At 57.7% G+C, this 20,031-nt stretch carries 18 protein-coding genes, 2 tRNA genes and 2 pseudogenes; 9 read left to right on the forward strand and 13 right to left on the reverse strand.

Features of this window, described 5'->3' with window-relative positions:
* Positions 1-18: 18 nt before the first annotated feature.
* Together QO002_RS12355 and QO002_RS12360 are read right to left on the reverse strand one after the other, a co-directional pair.
* The gene (locus QO002_RS12355) at positions 19-630 is read right to left on the reverse strand and encodes an N-acetylmuramoyl-L-alanine amidase (RefSeq protein ID WP_307230045.1); all 612 of its coding nucleotides are present in this window, start codon (positions 628-630) and stop codon (positions 19-21) included.
* Positions 631-667: 37 nt separating this feature from the next.
* Entirely contained in the window at positions 668-1,762 is a 1,095-nt protein-coding gene (locus QO002_RS12360) for a hypothetical protein (RefSeq protein WP_307230047.1), read from the reverse strand.
* A 251-nt stretch (positions 1,763-2,013) separates the two neighbouring features.
* On the opposite strand from QO002_RS12360, the pseudogene QO002_RS12365 reads away from it, so the two are divergent.
* A pseudogene (locus tag QO002_RS12365) lies at positions 2,014-2,162 on the forward strand (IS3 family transposase); the annotation flags it as partial.
* On the opposite strand, the pseudogene QO002_RS12370 reads toward QO002_RS12365, so the two are convergent.
* Together QO002_RS12370 and QO002_RS12375 are read right to left on the reverse strand one after the other, a co-directional pair.
* Positions 2,154-2,379 (reverse strand): annotated as a pseudogene (locus QO002_RS12370) (helix-turn-helix domain-containing protein); the annotation flags it as partial. The pseudogenes QO002_RS12365 and QO002_RS12370 overlap by 9 nt on opposite strands.
* A gap of 290 nt (positions 2,380-2,669) precedes the next feature.
* The gene (locus QO002_RS12375) at positions 2,670-4,097 is read right to left on the reverse strand and encodes an ISNCY family transposase (protein WP_307233340.1); all 1,428 of its coding nucleotides are present in this window, start codon (positions 4,095-4,097) and stop codon (positions 2,670-2,672) included.
* Positions 4,098-4,399: 302 nt separating this feature from the next.
* On the opposite strand from QO002_RS12375, the gene QO002_RS12380 reads away from it, so the two are divergent.
* Positions 4,400-5,344, forward strand: coding sequence for a phosphoribosylaminoimidazolesuccinocarboxamide synthase (locus tag QO002_RS12380; protein ID WP_307233342.1), 945 nt, complete (start codon positions 4,400-4,402; stop codon positions 5,342-5,344).
* Here QO002_RS12380 and QO002_RS12385 read toward each other — a convergent pair.
* From QO002_RS12385 to QO002_RS12415, 7 genes are all read right to left on the reverse strand, one after another.
* Complete coding sequence (locus QO002_RS12385; protein WP_307230049.1) at positions 5,337-6,167, reverse strand: MBL fold metallo-hydrolase; 831 nt, start codon at positions 6,165-6,167, stop codon at positions 5,337-5,339. The genes QO002_RS12380 and QO002_RS12385 overlap by 8 nt on opposite strands.
* Before the next feature lie 4 nt (positions 6,168-6,171).
* Positions 6,172-6,951, reverse strand: coding sequence for a TatD family hydrolase (locus QO002_RS12390; protein ID WP_307230052.1), 780 nt, complete (start codon positions 6,949-6,951; stop codon positions 6,172-6,174).
* A gap of 7 nt (positions 6,952-6,958) precedes the next feature.
* A complete protein-coding gene (gene metG / locus QO002_RS12395) occupies positions 6,959-8,509 on the reverse strand; it encodes a methionine--tRNA ligase (protein ID WP_307230054.1) in 1,551 nt (516 codons plus the stop codon).
* Positions 8,510-8,609: 100 nt separating this feature from the next.
* The gene (locus tag QO002_RS12400) at positions 8,610-9,638 is read right to left on the reverse strand and encodes a DNA polymerase III subunit delta' (protein WP_307230057.1); all 1,029 of its coding nucleotides are present in this window, start codon (positions 9,636-9,638) and stop codon (positions 8,610-8,612) included.
* Positions 9,635-10,336 (reverse strand): dTMP kinase, encoded by a 702-nt coding sequence (tmk, locus tag QO002_RS12405; protein WP_307230059.1) that lies wholly within the window; start codon positions 10,334-10,336, stop codon positions 9,635-9,637. Before tmk ends, QO002_RS12400 begins: the two co-directional genes overlap by 4 nt.
* A gap of 167 nt (positions 10,337-10,503) precedes the next feature.
* Positions 10,504-11,655 (reverse strand): D-alanyl-D-alanine carboxypeptidase family protein, encoded by a 1,152-nt coding sequence (locus tag QO002_RS12410; protein WP_307230061.1) that lies wholly within the window; start codon positions 11,653-11,655, stop codon positions 10,504-10,506.
* Positions 11,656-11,773: 118 nt separating this feature from the next.
* Complete coding sequence (locus QO002_RS12415; RefSeq protein WP_370878483.1) at positions 11,774-12,808, reverse strand: septal ring lytic transglycosylase RlpA family protein; 1,035 nt, start codon at positions 12,806-12,808, stop codon at positions 11,774-11,776.
* Positions 12,809-13,131: 323 nt separating this feature from the next.
* On the opposite strand from QO002_RS12415, the gene QO002_RS12420 reads away from it, so the two are divergent.
* Positions 13,132-13,221, forward strand: a tRNA-Ser gene (locus QO002_RS12420).
* Positions 13,222-13,272: 51 nt separating this feature from the next.
* On the opposite strand, the gene QO002_RS12425 is transcribed toward QO002_RS12420, so the two are convergent.
* Positions 13,273-13,410: a hypothetical protein gene (locus QO002_RS12425; RefSeq protein WP_307230063.1), complete on the reverse strand. Its 138-nt coding sequence runs from the start codon at positions 13,408-13,410 to the stop codon at positions 13,273-13,275.
* Between the two features lie 102 nt (positions 13,411-13,512).
* Positions 13,513-13,788, reverse strand: coding sequence for a hypothetical protein (locus QO002_RS12430; RefSeq protein ID WP_307230065.1), 276 nt, complete (start codon positions 13,786-13,788; stop codon positions 13,513-13,515).
* A 195-nt stretch (positions 13,789-13,983) separates the two neighbouring features.
* Here QO002_RS12430 and QO002_RS12435 point away from each other — a divergent pair.
* The 6 genes from QO002_RS12435 (at position 13,984) to sseA (ending at position 20,030) form a co-directional block, all read left to right on the forward strand.
* Positions 13,984-14,058: transfer RNA gene (locus QO002_RS12435), tRNA-Asn, on the forward strand.
* Between the two features lie 148 nt (positions 14,059-14,206).
* Entirely contained in the window at positions 14,207-15,661 is a 1,455-nt protein-coding gene (locus QO002_RS12440) for a cryptochrome/photolyase family protein (RefSeq protein WP_307230067.1), read from the forward strand.
* A 225-nt stretch (positions 15,662-15,886) separates the two neighbouring features.
* Entirely contained in the window at positions 15,887-17,140 is a 1,254-nt protein-coding gene (locus QO002_RS12445; protein WP_307230070.1) for an SAM-dependent methyltransferase, read from the forward strand.
* 234 nt (positions 17,141-17,374) lie between these two features.
* The gene (locus tag QO002_RS12450; protein ID WP_307230072.1) at positions 17,375-18,415 is read left to right on the forward strand and encodes a cysteine synthase A; all 1,041 of its coding nucleotides are present in this window, start codon (positions 17,375-17,377) and stop codon (positions 18,413-18,415) included.
* Positions 18,416-18,423: 8 nt separating this feature from the next.
* Positions 18,424-19,161 (forward strand): alanyl-tRNA editing protein, encoded by a 738-nt coding sequence (locus tag QO002_RS12455; protein ID WP_370878484.1) that lies wholly within the window; start codon positions 18,424-18,426, stop codon positions 19,159-19,161.
* Positions 19,162-19,175: 14 nt separating this feature from the next.
* Positions 19,176-20,030: a 3-mercaptopyruvate sulfurtransferase gene (sseA, locus tag QO002_RS12460; RefSeq protein ID WP_307230074.1), complete on the forward strand. Its 855-nt coding sequence runs from the start codon at positions 19,176-19,178 to the stop codon at positions 20,028-20,030.
* The last annotated feature ends 1 nt before the right edge of the window (position 20,031 follow it).

A 20,031-nucleotide genomic window follows, 5' to 3' on the forward strand; every position in this document is an offset into this window, starting at 1 on the left:
AGTCGGGATGTGGTAAGGTCAACGGAGGATTATGGGCAATCGGTCAGAAACAGGATCAGAACAACCAGTAAGTGGATGAGTGCCTCGAGCACGCCTAAGCGAATTGGATCTGATCCACGTATTCCATAAGGGCCCGCGACGTGTTGAAGTCGCTTTACGAGGCCGAACACACGTCAGCACCCGACCACATGCCCGTACCGAAGAAAGATTTTGCTTGCATTTACCGGGGCGTCCACACACATCCATTTGAACATCGGGCCATTTGTCAGCTCTGGTCCCGCCATTTTCAGCCTCGATGCCGATGAAGCTGGAATTACCCGTGGTAAGGGTCCTCCAGTTGCCGCCGCCAGCGTGATTAGCCCGCCCGGCAGCAACAATGTAGTAGGTTCCATCGCGACCAAGGCCGAGTTGCGACAATGGACCTGGCAGCGGGTTTTGACCCCCGCGCCCGGTTTTTAGCATACCTAAGGTGGGCATGTTTCCCAAGCCGGATGACCCGGTATGATGACACATCACACCCCGTACCCGACCCATTTCAGCCCTGCCTCTGTTGGCCCAACCGTCCGTTTCGGCGACTTTTAAACCCGCTTGGCGGAGAACTTCTGGCAACCAGATCAATGAATATGCCATGTGCGCCTCTTGCTTTTGTGTGCGTTCTATCCCCGGCCTAAGCTGCTTTTTCTATCCCGCCTGAGGCTTCCGGAAGTTCGACATCATCGGTCGATTCGTCCGCGACGAGGTCCAAATCGCAAACACAGCTGTCGCTGCCGTCATCGTCGTGTAAATGCGATACGCTATCGATGACCGGGGGCGCCCTGCGCTCATCGGCAGCCTGTTTACCTCGCGGGTTCTGCTCGCTCGCCCCTTCCTTCGCTTCGGCAGCCGCCTTTACCGCCACCTCTGTTGTCGCCGATTGTCCGGCAAGCACAGTGGTGCTCAGGAAATCCCCCACCAATCGCTCAGCAAAACCGGCTAGAAAGGCAATAATGATTGCTGCATGCATCGTCTTCCCACCGGTGCCGTCAAGGCTGACCGCTTGATCGCCGAGCTTCACGCTGACCAGTTCGCTTTTGAACAACGAAAATAAAATGACCGCTGACACAGCGCCGATCATGACCCGCAGAATTGCATCGACTACATTGTCGCGCCGCTGCAAATCGGTCCGAATGTCCCGGCTCCGGATACCGAGTGCGATCGAGAACAGGGCACCCAGGCAACCCAGGTTTACCGCAAGCCAGATATCGTTTTGCGCAATGAAACCCCCAAACGACACGGAATCTGCAGATGCCGCTGAGCGCGAAAACAGCCAAAAGAGAAAAAAAACAATAACCGTGCTGATCGTGGCGACGATCAGATACTCAGTGCGGCCAATGGACGTACGCTCTTCCAGAATGTCCGCTTTAACTCCTCGCAGCAGTTCTTCGGCATGCGCCTGGTCGCCCTGCAATGCAACGGTGAGTGCGTCGGCTGTCCTTCGATCGAACCGCTTTGCCTTAGAGGCATTCCCGTGGCTTCTGAATGTAGAGGTTTTGCGCCAGCCATCTATAAGGCCATTGATCTCACCGCGAACGGGATTGAGTGGAGCCAGAGCCAACCTCTGTTCGCTTCCAAGTTTTTCGTCATCGGCGAACTGAACCATCACGCGTTCTTCCGTGCCGTATACTGCGTATGTATTGCTGACTTTGCTATACACGGTAAGAATCTCGGCCCCGGTAAAATCGGTTTGGCCCTTAATGATTTCCGCGACATTTGTCCCGCTCATGCGACCGCCCCTCGTAAATAATTTGCTAAAATAAAATGTTGCAATATATTATCATGGTGGCAATTGTTTTTTCTACAACCGCAACAAAATCCACGCCGCGTTAGCCGCTGGGTGAGGGGCGCCTTATAAGCTGAAGTGGAAAATCGAAAGTTCTAGCGTGCACCCCAGGTGATCTGCATCCTTCAAATTGGAGCGGTTCTGGTTAGCGTTTTCCGGTGGATTTTTCCTGGTTGAGACAAAAACGGAAGACGATGAAGGCATCGCAGTTTTTGGACGCCAAGAAGGCGTTCATTCTGAAGCGGGGCAATGAAGGGTGACGGTGGCGGAGATCTGCCGGAAGGCGAAGATCAGTCAGGCGACAAATATGTCCTCAATCTCTCGATTACCAGGCGCGCAACCGTGAATGCCTTCGAAGCTTCCTCAAGCGTCTACGGCCTTGCTTAGCGATGTCATTGTCCGGTAGCCGCAATCACGAAACGTGTTGCGCTTGATCTCACGGAAAATGGTTGAGCGATGTCGGTGCAGTTTCTCGGCGATCACGTCAACACTGATTCCAGCCGTACGCCAGCGAGCAATCTTGCGGCGTTCATATCGATCTGGGAGTAGGTGCGCTTCATGTCTCGTTCCTTGCAGGGATAAACCGTTGTTATCTATTGCAAGTCGCACTTCATCCTTGAAACCACCCGGCTACAGATCATGTCATGTCACAGCTATTTAAAGATGAGACAAAGTAAGAAATTTAGAGACGCGACACCATCCTATTCGTTATTACTGATTTTGCAAGATTCTATATTTGCCTATACACAGACGTAAGCCGCCGCCCGGGTGGAGCTGGTCGGGGTTGCGTAGGCCGGGCGGCGGCGGATGGCTCCAGCTGGAAGAGTAAACTTTAGCTTTGACACCCCGATCACTCCGCCGCTTTCAACTGCGCAAGGGCTTGCTGTCGCCGGGCGATTACCACTGGATCATTGGTAAAATCCGTCCTCCTGCCAGGCTTGGTGCCGCGCTTTTGGTAGCCATTGGCTGTACTGCCGTCGCGAATGCCGAACATATGGTCGGTCTGACCAGTGCGGCGTGGTCCACTCTGGCTGCGCTGTTGCTCACGTCCGGCCTGCATCTCGGCCACCAGGGCCAGCATGTCATCAAGCCGCTTGTTCTCAACCACCTCGGAGCGGTGCACCGAGCGCAGCGTGTCGAAGGTTTTGTAGGGCAGGGACGTCCCCTCGTGGGTGATCTCGAGGCGACCATCGGGATAGTCGCAGACAACGACCTTGTTACCGGCGAGCGTCTTGGCGAGATCCGTCGGATCGAGGATGAACAGCACCTTGTCATAGCGCAGCGTCAGGGCCTGTGACAGCTTGCGCACTTCCTTGCGGCACATGGCGCGATCGAGGTTCTCATGCGCGGCAAACGACCGATGCATGTCCTTCGGATTGCGAGGCTCCTTGCCAAAGCGGCGATTGAAGTCGGCCATGAATTCCGACGCATAGGCATTGGCCGCCGCGATCGTGTCGATGCCACGCAGCCGTAACTCCTTCACCAGCCGATCCTGCAGCGTCTGGTTGGCGCGCTCAACGCGCCCTTTGGCCTGCGGGCTATTGGCGCAGATGATGTCGATGTTGAGCTCATAAAGCGCCCGCCCGAATTGTGTCAGGCCACTGGTTCTGTCCTGCTGCGAAGCATGGGTGGTGCGGAAAACCCCATGCTTGTCGCTGTAGAACGCGATCGGCTTGCCCCATTGCTGCAAGTAAGCCTTCGTCGCGTGCAGATAGTCGAAGGTGTTCTCCGAGCCGGCAAAGCGCAGATGCAACAGCTTGCCGGTGGCATCGTCGATATAGACGAGCAGGGCGCATTTGGGACCGCGATTCTCAAACCACCAGTGATGCGACCCATCAATCTGCACAAGTTCGCCAAAGCAGTCGCGCCGGCCGCGCGGCTGGAAAACCCGCTTCTTGCGTTCGCGGCGCGACACCCAGATGCCGGCTTCCATCATCCACTGACGCAGCGTCTCCTTGCTGACGGCAATCCGGTGGCGCTCGAGCAGCTTCTCGGTGGCCAGGGTCGGTCCGAAATCCACGTAATGCTCACGCACCAAGTCGAGCACCAGGTTGCGGAAGTCCTCGCTGTGACGCCGGTTGCTCGCACGGCCGCGTTTCTTCGAGACAAGTCCATCGGCGCCGGCCAGGTCATAGGCTTGCAACAGACGGTGGACCTGACTGCGGCTGAGACCGAGCAACCCAGCCGCCTCGACGACAGTCAGCCTCCGAGCGCGAATCTGCTGGATTAGTTCAAGACGATGCAATTCCTTCTGAGACATAACAATCAAACAAGACATGACGACTCCGAACACAGATGGCCTCGACCACGATGCACGCCGCTTATCTTGCTTCCCAATGCTGACGTTCGACCAGCATCCCAAGAGGCGACGATTGTCGCGTCTCTAACTAGCCTATATGTCGCATTTCTAAAATGCCGCCACATGTCATAATCGCATAAGATAGATTATGGAACGTAAAGATATGCCCATCTGCCGTTGAACTGCCATGTTGGCCTAATCCACTGCTTGACCTGCGGTATCTTCCGGGCTTAAGCGATGCCAGTCTAACCGTCAGCGAGAGACCGAAGCCGATGAGCGATTTGCGCATTCTTTCAGATGCTTTCATCCCCGAATTGCCGGGACGCTATAACGGCAAGGTTCGCGAGAACTATGATCTGCCGGATGGCAGCCGGATCATCATCGCGACGGACCGGTTGAGCGCCTTCGACGTCATCCTGACGGCTGTTCCTTTCAAGGGTCAGGTACTGACCCAGACGGCGCGCTACTGGTTCGAACAGACCGCCGATATCTGCCCGAACCATGTCATCAGCTATCCCGATCCAAACGTCGTCATCGGCACCCGGCTCGATATCCTGCCAGTGGAGATCGTCGTTCGTGGCTATCTTGCCGGCACAACCAGCACGTCGATCCTCACCAAATACCACAACGGCGAGCGCGCCATGTACGGCATCATGCTGCCGGATGGCATGAAGGACAACGAAAAGCTGCCGCAGCCGATCATCACGCCCACCAGCAAGGCTTTCGACGGCGGTCACGACGAACCGTTGTCGGCCGATGAAATCCTGGCGCAAAAGCTTTTGACGCCGGAGCAGTGGGAAACGGTATCGCGCTATGCGCTGGCCCTGTTCGAGCGTGGCCAGAGCCAAGCCGCCGAACGCGGTCTGATCCTCGTAGATACCAAATACGAGTTCGGCACGGACAAGGATGGGCGCATCGTGCTTGCCGATGAAATCCATACACCGGACAGCAGCCGCTATTGGATCGCCGAAAGCTATGAGCAGAGCTTTGCTGCCGGCACGCGGCCAAGGAGCTTCGACAAAGATTTCGTGCGTGCCTGGGTCACCGAGCGTTGCGATCCCTACAAAGATCCCATTCCGGAAATTCCGAGAGAACTCGTCGAGCAAACGTCGAAGGTCTATATCGAGGCGTTTGAGACGATCACCGGCCGGCACTTCGTGCCCGATCTTTCGGGAAACACGGTACTGGAGCGTATTCGCAGTAATTTGAAGCGTTATTTCAGCTGACGGTGTTGTCGGTTACATCGACTTCGAGCCGCATGCCGTCATAGGCCGGCTCGATATGATCTGGTGTTTTGCGCATCACGGTATCGTAATCCAGCGGTACGTGCATGTGCGTGAGCACCGCACGTTTGGGAGCGATGCGTTCGATCCATCCAAGCGACTGTTCCATCGAAAGATGGCTGGGATGGAACCGATATTGCAGCGTGTCGATGACCAGCACATCGAGGCCGGCCAGCTTGTTGACGGTTTCTACCGGAAAATCGCTGACGTCACAGCAATAGGCAAAATCGCCGATACGGAAGCCCAACGATGTGATGGTGCCGTGGTGCTGCTTGAGTGGCTGAAATTGTATCGGACCACCGCCACCATTAATTGTGATCGGCGAAAGCTGCTCGTCGAAAATATTGGCTTCGACGATCGGCGGATAGCCACTGCCTTCAGGTGTTTCCAGGCAATAGCGAAAACCTTCGCGGATACGCTCCATGGTGAAAGCATCCGCCCAGATCGACATGCGGCGCGGTGAATTCATGACATAGCCGCGAAGATCGTCGATACCGTGGATATGATCGGCATGCGGATGCGTATAGATCGCGGCATCGAGATGATCAACGCGAGCGTCGATCATCTGCTGGCGAAAATCTGGGCCGGTATCGATGACGACGACGGTCTTTCCACCGTCTTCCGCCTTTTGCTCAACGAGCAATGCGGCACGGGTGCGCCGGTTCTTCGGATTTTCGGGATCGCACGCGCCCCAATCGCCGGTGATGCGCGGCACGCCCGGCGACGAACCGCAACCCAGAATGGTGAAGGTTCGCCGCACCGCCATGTTCTTATGCAACTCTCGGCATTTTGGAGAAAATGCGGAAAGCGTTTTCCGTTGTGATATCAGCGATTTCCTGCTCGCTGACCCCGATCGTTTCAGCCAGAACCCGGGCGGTATGGGCCACATAAGACGGTTCGTTGCGTTTGCCACGGAAAGGCTTCGGAGCAAGGTAAGGTGCATCCGTCTCCACGATCATCCGATCATGTGGCACGGTCGTGGCGATCTCGCGCAGCTCCTCAGATTTCGGAAAGGTCAGGATGCCCGAAAACGAGATGTAGCCGCCGAGTTCCACGCCAATGCGCGCCAGTTCCGGGCCGGAAGAGAAGCAGTGCAAGAGGAAAGGGAAGGCCCCCTTCCCTGTTTCCTCGGTCAGGATCGCCGCCATGTCCTCATCGGCGGAACGGCTGTGAATGACAAGCGGAAGACCGGTTTCTCGTGCTGCCGCGATATGCCGACGCAGCCCGATCGCCTGCGCGTCACGCAGCGCGTTGTCGTAGAAATAATCAAGCCCGGCCTCGCCGATCGCGACGACCTTCGGATGAGCTGAAAGGCGCACCAGATCGGCCGTCTCGATCAGTTCCTCATCGGCATTGTGCGGATGGGTTCCGACCGAACAGAATACGTTATCATAGACTTCTGCGATGCCGAGGATCGTGTCGAACTTCTTCACGCGGGTCGAGATGGTGATCATCTGCCTGACGCCAGCCGCCATGGCGCGGTCAATGACCGCGTCACGTTCCGGCTCGAAATCCGGAAAATCCAGATGGCAATGGGTATCGATCAACATCAGCGTCTCACGCTTCCGGAGCGACGTAACGCGGGAAGACGGGCTTTGGTGCTTCGAGCGGCGTGCCCGGCACCAGACGCCCGGCCTCACCAAGGTCCGCGAATGTCCGGCTGTCTGCCGGGATTGCCACAAGATCAAGCAGCTTGCTCGCCGATTCCGGCACGAAAGGCTGCAGCAGGATCGCGACCTGTCGCACCACGTCCGCGGTCACGTAGAGAACCGTCCCCATGCGAGCAGGATTAGTTTTCTTCAACGCCCAGGGTTCCTGACCTGCGAAGTAGCGGTCGGCTTCGGAAACAACTGCGATGATCGCGGTGACGGCGCGGTGGATGGCGAGCGCGTTCATGTCGCTGCGGGTCGAAGCGAGAAGCGCGTCTGCAGACGCCAACATCACCTTGTCTTCATCGCTCAGCGGGCCGCATTCCGGGATCTTGCCGTCGCAGTTCTTGACGATCATCGACAGCGACCGGCTGGCAAGGTTGCCGATGCCATTGGCGAGATCGGAATTGATGCGGGTCGCAATCGCTTCCTCGCTATAGCTCCCATCCTGACCAAAGGAGACTTCGCGCAGGAAGAAGTAGCGGATCGGATCGAGGCCGAAATGCTCGACCAGATTGACCGGATCGACGACGTTGCCAAGCGACTTCGACATCTTCTCGCCCTTGTTGAGCAGGAAGCCGTGAGCGAAGACGCGCTTGGGCAGAGGCAATCCTGCCGACATCAGGAAAGCCGGCCAGTAGACGGCGTGGAAGCGGATGATGTCCTTGCCGATCATGTGGATATCAGCCGGCCAGTATTTGGCACGCGGACCTTCGGGATCGGTGAGATAGCCGGTCGCGGTGATGTAGTTGGTCAGTGCATCGACCCAGACATACATGACATGACCAGGATCTTTCGGAACCGGAATGCCCCAGTCAAACGTCGTGCGCGACATGGAGAGGTCCTTGAGGCCCGATTTCACGAAGGAAATCACCTCGTTGCGGCGCTCGGCCGGGCCAATGAAATCCGGATTTTCCTCGTAGTACTTCAGGAGCTTGTCCTGATATTCGGAGAGCTTGAAGAAATAGCTCTCCTCCTCAACCCATTCCACGGGCGTGCCCTGCGGCCCGTAGCGCACGCCATCGGCGCGCAGCTCGGTCTCACCTTCCTGATAATAGGCTTCGTCGCGTACCGAGTACCAGCCGGAATAGCTGTCCTTGTAGAGGTCGCCGGCATCGCCCATGCGGTTCCAGATAACCTTGACGGCTTCATGGTGGCGCGGCTCGGTCGTGCGGATGAAATCGTCGTTGGACGCGTTGAGCAACTTGCCCATGGCCTGGAATTCGGCCGAGTTGCGGTCGGCAAGTTCCTGTGGTGTTACGCCTTCCTTGCGCGCGGTCTGCTGCATCTTCTGGCCGTGTTCGTCCGTCCCGGTCAGGAAGAAGACATCGCGTCCATCCAGGCGCTGATAGCGCGCCATCGCATCGGTCGCGATCAGCTCGTAGGCATGGCCGATATGCGGCTTGCCGTTCGGGTAAGAAATCGCTGTCGTGATGTAAAATGGGGACGTGTCAGTCATTCGGCTTCAGCCCTGCGTTCTCGATTTTGTTGACTGCTGCTCTTAGCGCAAGCGACCGGCGAGGGAAACAGCAAGTTTGCTGCATTGCGAGGCAATGGCGTCAGGCCGTGGCGACTTTGAGCTCTTCGAGAAGCGATAGAATGCTCTGCTTGCGGTCGAGATTGTAAGCTTCCGCAATCGTCAGCTTTTCCGTGAGGCTTGACGACAGTCGCGCAAGGCGCTCGGCGCGAATGATGTCGCCGCACAGCGCTGCCTGCCGCGCAGCGCCAATGACGTGGTTCCCGGCAATCTCGACAAAGAAATCGTAGATGGTCTCGCTGTCTTTTCCGCTCAGGACATCGGCAAGCTTATGCATTTCGCTGCGTCGACCTGTCCCCTCGCCCGTGACGATGTTTTCAAAGGCCGCCTTGATGTCGAGTCCACCGTAATTGATGAGCTTCAGAGCCTCTGACACGCTGCCGCCGGCAGCCGAAATAACGGCATCATTGGTGCTGTCTTCAAAACCGAGATGGCCAAGCGCCATGCGAAGCGCCTCGTCAGGCAGCGGCTTCAGCTTCAAGGGTAGGCAGCGCGAACGAATGGTTGGCAGCAACTTGCCGGGCGCATGGGTGAGGACGAGGAACAGCGAGCGTTTTGGCGGCTCCTCGAGAATCTTGAGGATTGCATTGGCCGCGTTGCGATTGAGATCATCTGCCGGGTCGATGATGACGATCCGCCAGTTGCCGGTTCCTGATGTCTGAGAGAAAAACTTGCCCGCACGGCGCACTTCATCGACGGTGATCGCGCCTTTGACGCGCCTGGTTTTTTCATCGACCGGTCGGGTCAGATGCAGCAGATTGTGAGAGGCGCCGGCGGTAATCTGTCGACTGACGATGCTCGATGGATCGGGGTCGGCAAGTTCCGCCGGCGCAAGCTCAGGCTCGGGGTGTGAGAGAATATGATTGGCAAAGCGGAAGGCGAGCGTGGCCTTACCAATGCCTTCCGGCCCTTCGATGAGGATCGCGTGGTGACCCTTTCCAGACCGATATCCCTGCGCCAGGAAATGCTCGGCTTCGGTGTGGCCGAAAAGGCGGTTGTTTTCCGCGGGATGCAGTGCGCCGTCGAGGACGCCGGGACGCTCTGTGCTCATTGCGGGTTCCCCGTCGGAACCGCGCTTGCAAGACGGGCATCAAGGCGGGCCTCAACCAGCCACAGAACCTCGGCCGCAATCTCGCCCTCCGCAGCCGAGGCATCGACGACGCAGCAGCGCTCAGGTTCGTTCGCCGCGATATCGAGAAAGGCCTCGCGCCGCTTTTCCTGCGTCTCTAGCTCTTCCTTTTCGTAGCGATCGAAATCCGTGACGCCCACCGGTTTATCGGTAGAGCCCACACTGCGACGCCGCACCCGTTCAAGGCCGATCGCAGGAGAAAGATCGAAGATGATGGTGCAATCGGGATAGACGCCATTGACGGCAACCCGTTGCAGGGCTTCGATAAAGGCCCGATCAAGATTGCCGGTCACACCCTGATAGACCCTCGACGAATCCATGAACCGGTCACAGAGAACGACACAGCCACGCTGAAGCGCCGGGCGGATGACGCCTTCTACATGATCGCTGCGGGCAGCCGCAAAAAGCACGGCTTCCATACGTGTACCATGCTCTTCGGCAGCACCGGACAGGAGCACATGACGAACAGCCTCCGCACCGGGCGAGCCGCCGGGCTCCCGCGTGGTCAGAACTTCGAGACCACGGGCTCGCAGCGCAGCAGCGAGCAGCCTGATCTGCGTCGACTTGCCGGCACCCTCGCCTCCCTCGAACGTCACGAACAAACCGCTTCCGACAGCCACTCTGCTTTCCCGCACTCTGATATTTTGCCTACGCGATGACGCAAGCGGTCAATGCCGGAACTTTCCAGCCCATTGCGTTGTGTTTAGACGATTGTCCGCTGGTGTGAAACCGCCAAAGAGGGACTATTCCCCTGCTTTGCCCCGACTCAGATTATTGGCCGTTCGCCTCAGAGCCAGAAGAAAAACATTTCCTGCAGGGCATCCAGCGCGCGGCTCGACAGCGAGCCCACCTCGACACCAGCAGCTGCCTTTACCGGTATCTCACGCAGCAGGCGCTGCCCGTCCCAAATCCGGAGCGTGCCCGCTGCCTGCCCCTGCTCTATCGGCATCGGCAATGGCCAGCGGTACACCACGCGCGCCACCAGACGTTCGGGATCGTTGACGGGCACCAGCACGTCGACCGGCTCGGCCGTCACAAGCGAGACCTGCCGGACCGTGCCGCCATAGACCGAGGCTTCGCCGACGGGCTCTCCGGCTTCGAAAATGCGACGTTTTTCAAATGCTGACATGGCCCATTCGAGTATCTTCTTCGTCTCCTCGACCCGCTCCTTCTCCGTTTCGAGGCCGCCGATCGCAAGAAATACCCGTTTGCCATCGCGTTGCATCGAGGCAACCATGGAATAGCCGTAACCCTCCGCAAAACCTGTCACCAAGCCGTCGACGCCAATATTGGCCGATATCAGCGGATTGCGGTTTCTCTGGCGGATCTTGTTCCATTCGAAATCGGCTTCGCTGTATAGCGGATAAAGCTCCGGATAGCTCGCGTGGATATGCCGGGCCAGAGTGACGAGATCGCGCATCGTCACGGTGTTTTCCGGATTGGGAAGCCCCGTGGCGTTGTGAAAGGCAGATGCCGTCAGGCCGAGTTCCGCTGCCCGCTTCGTCATGCGGGTGGCAAAAGCATCTTCGCTGCCGTCCATGCCCTCGGCGAGAATGATGCAGGCATCATTGGCAAACTGAACGGTGACCCCGCGGACAAGATCGGCAACCGGGACGTTGGATTTCAGGGCCGCAAACATCGTCGCCGTCCCGGACGGAGCGCCACCGGTGCGCCAGGCATGCTCGGTCACTGGAAAAGCTGTGTCGAGCTTGATCTCGCCCCGCTTCAGGGCGTCAAAGACGACTTCCATCGTCATGAGCTTCGCCAGAGAGGCCGGGGGAATAGGCACAGTTTCGCTCTTGGCGAAAAGCACTGTGCCGGTTTCCGAATCGATCAGGTACGCCTGTTTCGCCTTCGTCTCAAACGCTGGCTGCGCCGCTTGGACAACAGGAATCCCAGCCAGGAAAACTACGATACACAGGACCAGCCGTGCCAGCATGAACGACTCCGATTTCGGAATGGAAGGCAACCATATCCTGCTGAAGTGAATCACGAATCAAGCTGCATGTCTCGGCTCCCGCGAGCGCCACGCGAGAATACGGCTTTTGCCGAGGCAATTAGCGTGTGCTTTGCTGGCGTTTGGCATGCTCCAGAATCGCAGCCGACGTCAGTGGGTTCTGGTCGACGAGGATCGCATCAAACGCTGCTTCGGAATCGCTGACGCGTGCTTCAACATAGGCTGCTGCATAAGCCATATTGCCGTCCGGCAGCGGAATATACTCTGGCCGTTCGCGCGGAATAGGCCCGATCTCTGGCAGCAGGGCAAATGCATCCATTGCCGCATTTGCAAAAGTCGGCTTCGGTGTTTCGGCAAGCGCCGTCACAGGCACGCCCGTGTCGAGATTGGATTTCGGCGGAATAGTCAGCGTTCCGAGGCTGTTGACCTGTGTCTTCAGCGGCTCGTTGGATGCAACCATCACGCCAGTTGCGATCTGGCCTTCCGGAAACACGCCACGGCCCTTCTCGCCCTTCTGGACATAGGAAGCCATGAGATAAGGCATATCGTTGCCTTCCAGCGGTGCCCTGCCGATATATTGCACGCGAACCTGCGCGCTTCCCTTGCGCTTCATGTCGAGGAACTCGGCGGTCTTGGAGGAAACATCGATGATGCGGCCATACTCGTAGGGACCGCGGTCGTTGACGCGCACGATAACGGAAGAGCCGTTTTCGAGGTTGGTCACGCGAGCGTAGCTTGGAAGCGGGAACGTCGGATGCGCTGCTGACAGATGATATTTGTCATAGACTTCGCCGTTGGCGGTCACGCGGCCATGGAAGGCAGAGCCGTACCAGGACGATATGCCGACCTTGTTATAGCCGGGTTCTTCCTTTGGCTGATACCACTTGCCTTTGACTTTGTAGGCCTCGCCGACCTGATAGCGACCGCCGCCCTTGGGAATGTTCTTGCCATTGGCAACGCGCGGGCTCGCTTTCACGCCGTAGATCGACTCGGCAAAGTATTCCTTGCCGTGCGTTTTGTCTTTCTTCACGCTCCCCGTCGTGCCGCACGCCGTCAAGGCTGTGCAGATCATCGGGATAGCGGCGATACGCAGGCCCGCTACCAAAAAGCCCGCCGCAGTCTTGCTGGATATCATAGGTCCCACATCGTCATTCGTAATGGCCGTACTCGGTACTGTTCCATTGCTGTCCTCAACGGAATAACCGGCGTCACGAAACGTAACGGTCAATTAATCATGACAACAACGTGGCCAAATTGCGAATGGTTAATACAACACGCGGGAAGAATTGGATGTCATGGTTTACAGATACTTAACGCGGATAATCCCGATCCTTTGGCTGCACTCGGCCCAATAGTGTACCATCCATCCAAAAGCGAGAAGACCGGCAGTTGACGAAGCAGGCAAGCAGGCTATAAAGCGAGCCCATGACGTCAACGTGAAAACGAAGACAGTCGCGCGGAAGAGTGTCCGAGTGGTTTAAGGAACCGGTCTTGAAAACCGGCGTGCGGGAAACCGTACCGTGGGTTCGAATCCCACCTCTTCCGCCATCAGTTATCGATCAGTTTGCCGAGCCTGGCCGCGCGATCGCGCTAAACCGGCTAAAAGGCTTTGTCTATGTCGTGGGGTGGTGTTGCGCGGCGCTGATGCTCTCGCTGCCAGCGCATCCCGTAGGCCAATCCTACGCCCAGAATACCCGTGCCGACAGCAACAGCCAGCAATGCCAGAAAGTTTTCCATGCCTCATTCCTCCCGAGGTTGAGCATATCATGGATTTTTCGCTTACCTAGCGGAAACGTTGAAGGCGCCGGCTTGTTCCGGACGGGGTTGAAAGCCCCGCTATCAGGTGTCGGGCTGCGAGCGGCGCGCCCACCATACCGTGAGCCTGCGGCGCTGGCGGCGTACGTAGGAAAGATCGTGGGAGAGGACGAGAAGCCCCAGCGGGATCATCCAGAAACCAAGGATCGGTAGAAATCCCAGGCAACCAAGAAATATCAGCGCAACCCCGATCGCGATGCGGAAAAGGCGCGACTGCGGCAGCGGCATGCGGAATCTCCCCAGAACGAGTTCGTGCGTGGCCGCATCGATACCGAATTTTTTGGTTTTCCGTTCCGACATGAATTTTACCAACTTTCCACAATTTCACGAAAACAGCGCTATGGCCTTGATACACAGGCATTCGCCGCCTTTCCCAGATGGGGTCTTCTCCACAGTCTGACAAGATTGTGAGACTTTTTTGGAAAAAGCGCTTGGCAAATCGAAAAAGCATTTGTATTAGCAGCCTCACTTCTGCGGCGCACGCGGCGCAGATGATCCCTGGTAGCTCAGCGGTAGAGCATTCGACTGTTAATCGACAGGTCGCCGGTTCGAATCCGGCCCGGGGAGCCAGTTTCAGAGCCCACGTTCGCGATAGCAAACGTGGGCTTTTTCATGTCGTGACCGACCCAGCGTCAGAGACGTCCTCGAAAATAATCGCCTGCCCTGTCGCACCGTGAATTTCGCGGTATATGGCGATCCAGTTCGCTGGAATATCTGCATGGCAACAAACCAATCCATCACCTCTACGCCTGTCATCGTCTGGTTTCGCAAGGATCTCAGGCTTGCCGACCATCAGGCGCTTTGGGCAGCCTGCAATTCCGGCCAGCCGGTCATCGTCCTTTATATCCGAGAACCGGCTGAAAGCGGAAACGGTGCGTTGGGTGCCGCCCAAGGCTGGTGGCTTCACCATTCGCTTGCCGCTCTTGCAAAGACACTCGCGCGCCACGGCTGCGCGCTGCTTCTACGCTCAGGGGACGCGCGGGTTATCCTGGATGAACTGATCGCGCAGAGCGGAGCCGATGCCGTTTACTGGAACCGACGTTACGATCCGCGTGGAATCAAGGTCGATTCCGATATCAAAGCTGCGCTTGCCGCGCGCAATATCAAGGTTCGGAGTTTTCCCGGACAGCTGCTGCATGAGCCGTCACGGCTCAAGACCGGTGCTGGCACCCCGTACAAGGTTTACACGCCCTTCTGGCGATCGCTGGAGGCGTCCGGTGAACCGGAAACACCACTCGAAGCTCCTGAGGCGATCGTTTCACCCGAACGGACCTTCGAGAGCGAAACGCTTGACGACTGGGGGCTGTTGCCCACGACGCCGAACTGGGCGCGGCAGTTTGTGGATGTCTGGTGTCCCGGTGAAGCGGCCGCGCTCGAAAAGCTTGAGGATTTCGTTTCCGGGCGGCTCGCTGGCTACAAGGTTGCGCGTGACAAGCCGGGAACGGATGGAACTTCTGCGATGTCGCCGCACCTTGCCATGGGTGAAATAACGCCGGCACAGATATGGCATGCCACCAAGGGCCTTCAGAATGTTCCACCCGAAGACGTCATTACGTTTCGCAAGGAGCTTGCTTGGCGCGACTTCTCCTATCACCTGCTGTTCCATCACCCGGAAATGGCATCGCTCAACATTGTGAGAAAGTACGATGCCTTTCCCTGGGAAGTTGACGACGCCGCGTTTCAGCTCTGGACCAAGGGAAAGACGGGTTATCCGATTGTCGACGCCGGCATGCGGCAGCTGTGGACCTACGGGACGATGCACAACCGCGTGCGCATGATCGTGGCCTCCTTCCTCATCAAGGATCTTCTAATCGACTGGCGAAAGGGTGAGGCGTGGTTTCGTGATACGCTGGTTGACGCCGACCCGGCGTCGAACGCAGCAAGTTGGCAGTGGGTGGCTGGAAGCGGTGCGGACGCCTCCCCCTTCTTCCGGATATTCAATCCTGTGCTGCAGGGGGAGAAATTCGATGCGGACGGAACCCATGTCCGTCTCTATGTCCCGGAAATTGCCACCCTGCCGGACAAATATATTCATCGCCCGTTCGAAGCGCCGGCGACAGTGTTGGAACAGGCCGGCATAAAGCTTGGGGAAATCTATCCAAAACCGATCGTGGATCACAAGCAGGCACGCAATCGCGCTTTGGCTGCCTTGCGCTCCCTGGACGACAATTAACATGTCGAGGCGCAGATTTTGAAATGTGGCCAGATTTTGCCACTTGCGAGCAAACTGATGCGTCCTACACTCTACTGGTTCGCCAGCGTCAGTCTGCCGCTCAACATGCCAGTCTCTTGAAAGAGCAAGAAAATTTCCTTGGCATTTAAAGCGACCCAGAGGTTGGCGCTTTTGCCAATTGGGGTTATTTTGTGTCAAGCGCAATGATTGCCGAGGATATGCCGCATGATGACAGCCGAAAACTGTGTCTCGGAATGCAAAGATATCGTTCGCCTTTCGAGTGATAATATTTCACGTGTTATCAAAGACTTTCCAGCGAAAGCTCAGATGATACTTCGGGGCCTTGTCTACCTGCAGGCGGGTTCCCTCAAACTCACGTTTCCCGACAACCGCACAGTGCTCGTCAAGGGCAATGCGCAAGGCCCTTCGGCCGCGGTTACGCTCCACAACTGGAAGCTTCCCCAGCGTGCGCTGACCGGCGGCACGATCGCGGTGGCCGAAAGCTATGTGGACGGTGATTGGGATAGTCCCGATGTGGGCGCTTTTCTCGAGCTCTTCCTCGTCAACGCTGATATCGGCGAAAAATTCCCCAACGGGGCACGCGGCTTGCTTCGGCTGGTGGAAAAGTTGCGCCACTGGATGAATGCCAACACCAGGGCGGGATCCAAACGGAACATTTCCGCCCATTACGATCTGGGCAATGCCTTCTACAGGGAGTGGCTGGATCCGACCATGACCTACTCCTCCGCTCTCTATTCAACCGGCGCCAACGACCTGCAGTCAGCCCAGCGTGCAAAGTACAAGGCGCTGGCGGAAGCGGCGGGCATTCGATCCACCGACCATGTTCTGGAAATCGGCTGCGGCTGGGGTGGGTTTGCGGAATATGCAGCAGGTGAAATCGGCTGCAGGGTGACCGGGCTCACCATCAGTCGCGAGCAGCTTGCCTTCGCGCGGGAGAGAATGGAAAAGGCCGGGCTTTCCGACAAGGTCGAGATCAAGTTCCAGGATTATCGCGACGAAACCGGGCTTTATGATCGTATCGTCTCGATCGAGATGTTCGAGGCGGTGGGTGAAAAATTCTGGCCGACCTATTTTTCCCAGCTGCAGCGTTGCCTGAAGCCCGGCGGCAAGGCAGGCCTGCAGATCATCACCATCAAGCCGGAAGCCTATAAGGAATACCGGGCCAATCCCGACTTTATCCAGAAATACGTGTTCCCCGGCGGCATGCTGCCCACCCGGGAGCACCTTTCAGACCTCGGTCGCAAGGTCGGGCTGAGAATGAGCGGAGACTTCGGTTTCGGACTGGACTACGCCCGCACCCTTGCGGAGTGGCGCGAACGCTTTCGCAATGTCTGGCACAAGGTCGAGCCGCTTGGTTTCGATACGCGCTTCAAGCGCCTGTGGGAGTTCTACCTCTTCTATTGCGAAGCCGGATTCCGCGCCCGCAACATCGACGTTCGCCAGATCGTCTACGAGTGACCGGTCACTGATCGGGCCCTCTTTGACGTCCTTCTGAGACTTCACGAAACCGTGAGCGGGTAATTTTTGCCCGCGTCGGCCTCACGTTGAAACTCTATTTCTTGCGCAATAAGGTTCATCGACCGAAAAGCGACCGATTGGCTGTTTCTCCGGCCACCACCTCCTGTTCCGGCTTGCTCCATCGCTAGAGCACGCCTGCCCTCTGCACGTTTCTGCCTTTTGAAAGGTTTACTCATGTCCGCTTTGCCTTCCGTCATTGAAGCCATCGGCAATACGCCGCTGATCCGTTTGAAGGGGGCTTCTGAAGCGACCGGCTGTAATATTCTCGGCAAGGCGGAGTTCCTCAATCCTGGTCAATCCGTCAAGGATCGCGCAGCCCTGTCGATTATTCGGCAAGCTGAGCGTTCCGGTGCGCTGAAGCCCGGTGGCGTGATCGTCGAGGGGACGGCCGGCAATACCGGCATCGGTCTTGCGCTCGTTGCCCAGGCGCTCGGCTATCGGACCGTGATCGTCATTCCAGAAACGCAGAGCCAGGAAAAGAAGGACGCCTTGCGGCTTCTCGGCGCCCAGCTGATCGAAGTGCCCGCTGCTCCCTACAGGAACCCCAACAACTACGTGAAGCTTTCCGGGCGGCTTGCCGAGCAGCTCGCCCGCACCGAGCCCAATGGCGCCGTCTGGGCAAACCAGTTCGACAATGTTGCAAACCGTGACGCTCACGTCGAAACCACGGCTCCGGAGATCTGGCGCGATACCGACGGCAAGGTGGACGGCTTCATCTGCGCCGTCGGCTCCGGCGGCACGCTTGCCGGTGTGGCCAGGGGCCTGAAGGCAAAGAACCCCGATATCAAGATCGGCATTGCCGACCCGGAGGGTGCAGCGCTCTACAACTATTATGCCCATGGCGAACTGGCCTCGTCGGGCAGCTCCATCACCGAGGGGATCGGCCAAGGCAGAATCACCGCCAACCTGGAAGGCTTCACGCCGGATTTTGCCTACCAGATTCCCGATCTGGAGGCAGTTCCGCTGGTCTTCGATCTTGTTGATAAGGAAGGAATTTGCGTTGGAGGATCAAGCGGTATCAACATTGCCGGGGCTATAAGGCTCGCGCGCGATCTCGGTCCCGGACATACCATCGTGACGATCCTGTGCGACTATGGTAACCGCTATCAATCGAAGCTGTTCAATCCGGCGTTCTTGAAGTCGAAGGGCCTGCCCGTGCCGGCCTGGATGACGACAACATCGGATATCAGCATCCCCTACGAACCTGCCGGATAAGCATAATCATGACCACCGCCCTGTTCCGTGACGACTTTTACCTCTCAACAGTTGAAGCAACCGTCACGGAGATCAGGGAGGATGGCGGGATCATCCTCGACCAGACCTGTTTTTATGCCACGTCAGGCGGTCAGCCGGGCGACACCGGCTTTTTCGAGCGCTCCGATGGAGGTCGTATCGAGATCGCCGTCACGCGCCATGGTGACACGAAGGACATCATCATCCATGTGCCCGCCGTTGATCAAGAAGCGCCGCTGGTCGGCGAAAAACTTGTCATCCACATCGACTGGGCCCGCCGCTACCGGTTGATGCGCATGCACACCGCCTGCCACCTTCTGTCGGTCGTCTGCCAATATCCGATCACGGGCGCTGCTGTCGGAGAGGACGAAAGCCGTGTCGATTTCGACATGAGCGAGACCATTGACCGAGACCACGTCACGGCAGAACTGATGAAGCTGGTCGATGAAAATCATCCGGTCTATTTGCAGTGGATCACCGACGAGGAACTTGCGGCCAATCCGGGCATTGTGAAATCGAAGAACGTACGCCCGCCGATTGGTCTCGGCCGGGTGAGCCTTGTGTGCATTGGTACAGATGCAGCAATCGACAGTCAGCCCTGTGGAGGGACTCACGTGTCGGAAACCCAGGAAGTCGGCCAGATTCACATCGCCCGTATCGAAAAGAAAGGCAAGGAGAACCGACGTTTTCGCATCAGGTTCGGCGCGCCGGAAACGGCAGCATCGTGACGGGAGGAACACACATGTCAAACAACAAAAGCCGCTTTATCGTCGAAGCCGATTGGCTGGAGGCTCGTCTTGGCGACCCAACAGTCAAGATCCTCGATGCTTCCTGGTATCTGCCGGCTCAGGCACGCGATCCTCGCGCGGAATACCTAGCCGCCCATATCCCCGGCGCAATTTTTTACGATCAGGATGCGATTGCGGACCTTTCGAGTGGCCTACCGCACACGATCCCGTCACCGGAAGCCTTTGCCGACGCCGTCGGAAAGCTTGGAATTGCCGATGGCGACACAATCATCGTCTATGATGGACCGGGCATCTTCACAGCCCCGCGCGTCTGGTGGCTTCTGCGCACCTTCGGCGGATCGAGTGTTTTCGTGCTCGACGGCGGCATGGATGGATGGAAGGCCGAAGGACGCCCGGTGACAGCCGATATCCCCTCACCTTCACCAGCCATTTTCAACGTTCGTTTCACGGGAGACGCGGTAACGTCCCTTGCCCAGATGAAGGATATCGTAGGCGGCGGTACGCGGCAGATCGCGGATGCGCGCGGTGCTGGCCGGTTCACTGGCGACGAAGCCGAGCCACGCGCTGGGATGCGCTCCGGCCATATGCCCGGTGCCAGAAGCCTGCCCTCGGGCGTCTTCTCCGAAAAGGGCCGGCTTAAATCGCTCGAGGCGCTGCGGGCAACCATTGAGGAAGCCGGTATCGATCTCGACAAGCCGGTGGTAACCACCTGTGGCTCTGGCATAACCGCTGCGATCATCACGCTGGCCTTGCAGTCCCTCGATCACACTGACAATACACTTTATGACGGGTCGTGGTCGGAATGGGGCAGCCGACAGGACACTGTTGTCGCGACCGGCAAGGCCTGAG

Source organism: Pararhizobium capsulatum DSM 1112, from assembly GCF_030814475.1.
Lineage (GTDB): Bacteria > Pseudomonadota > Alphaproteobacteria > Rhizobiales > Rhizobiaceae > Pararhizobium > Pararhizobium capsulatum.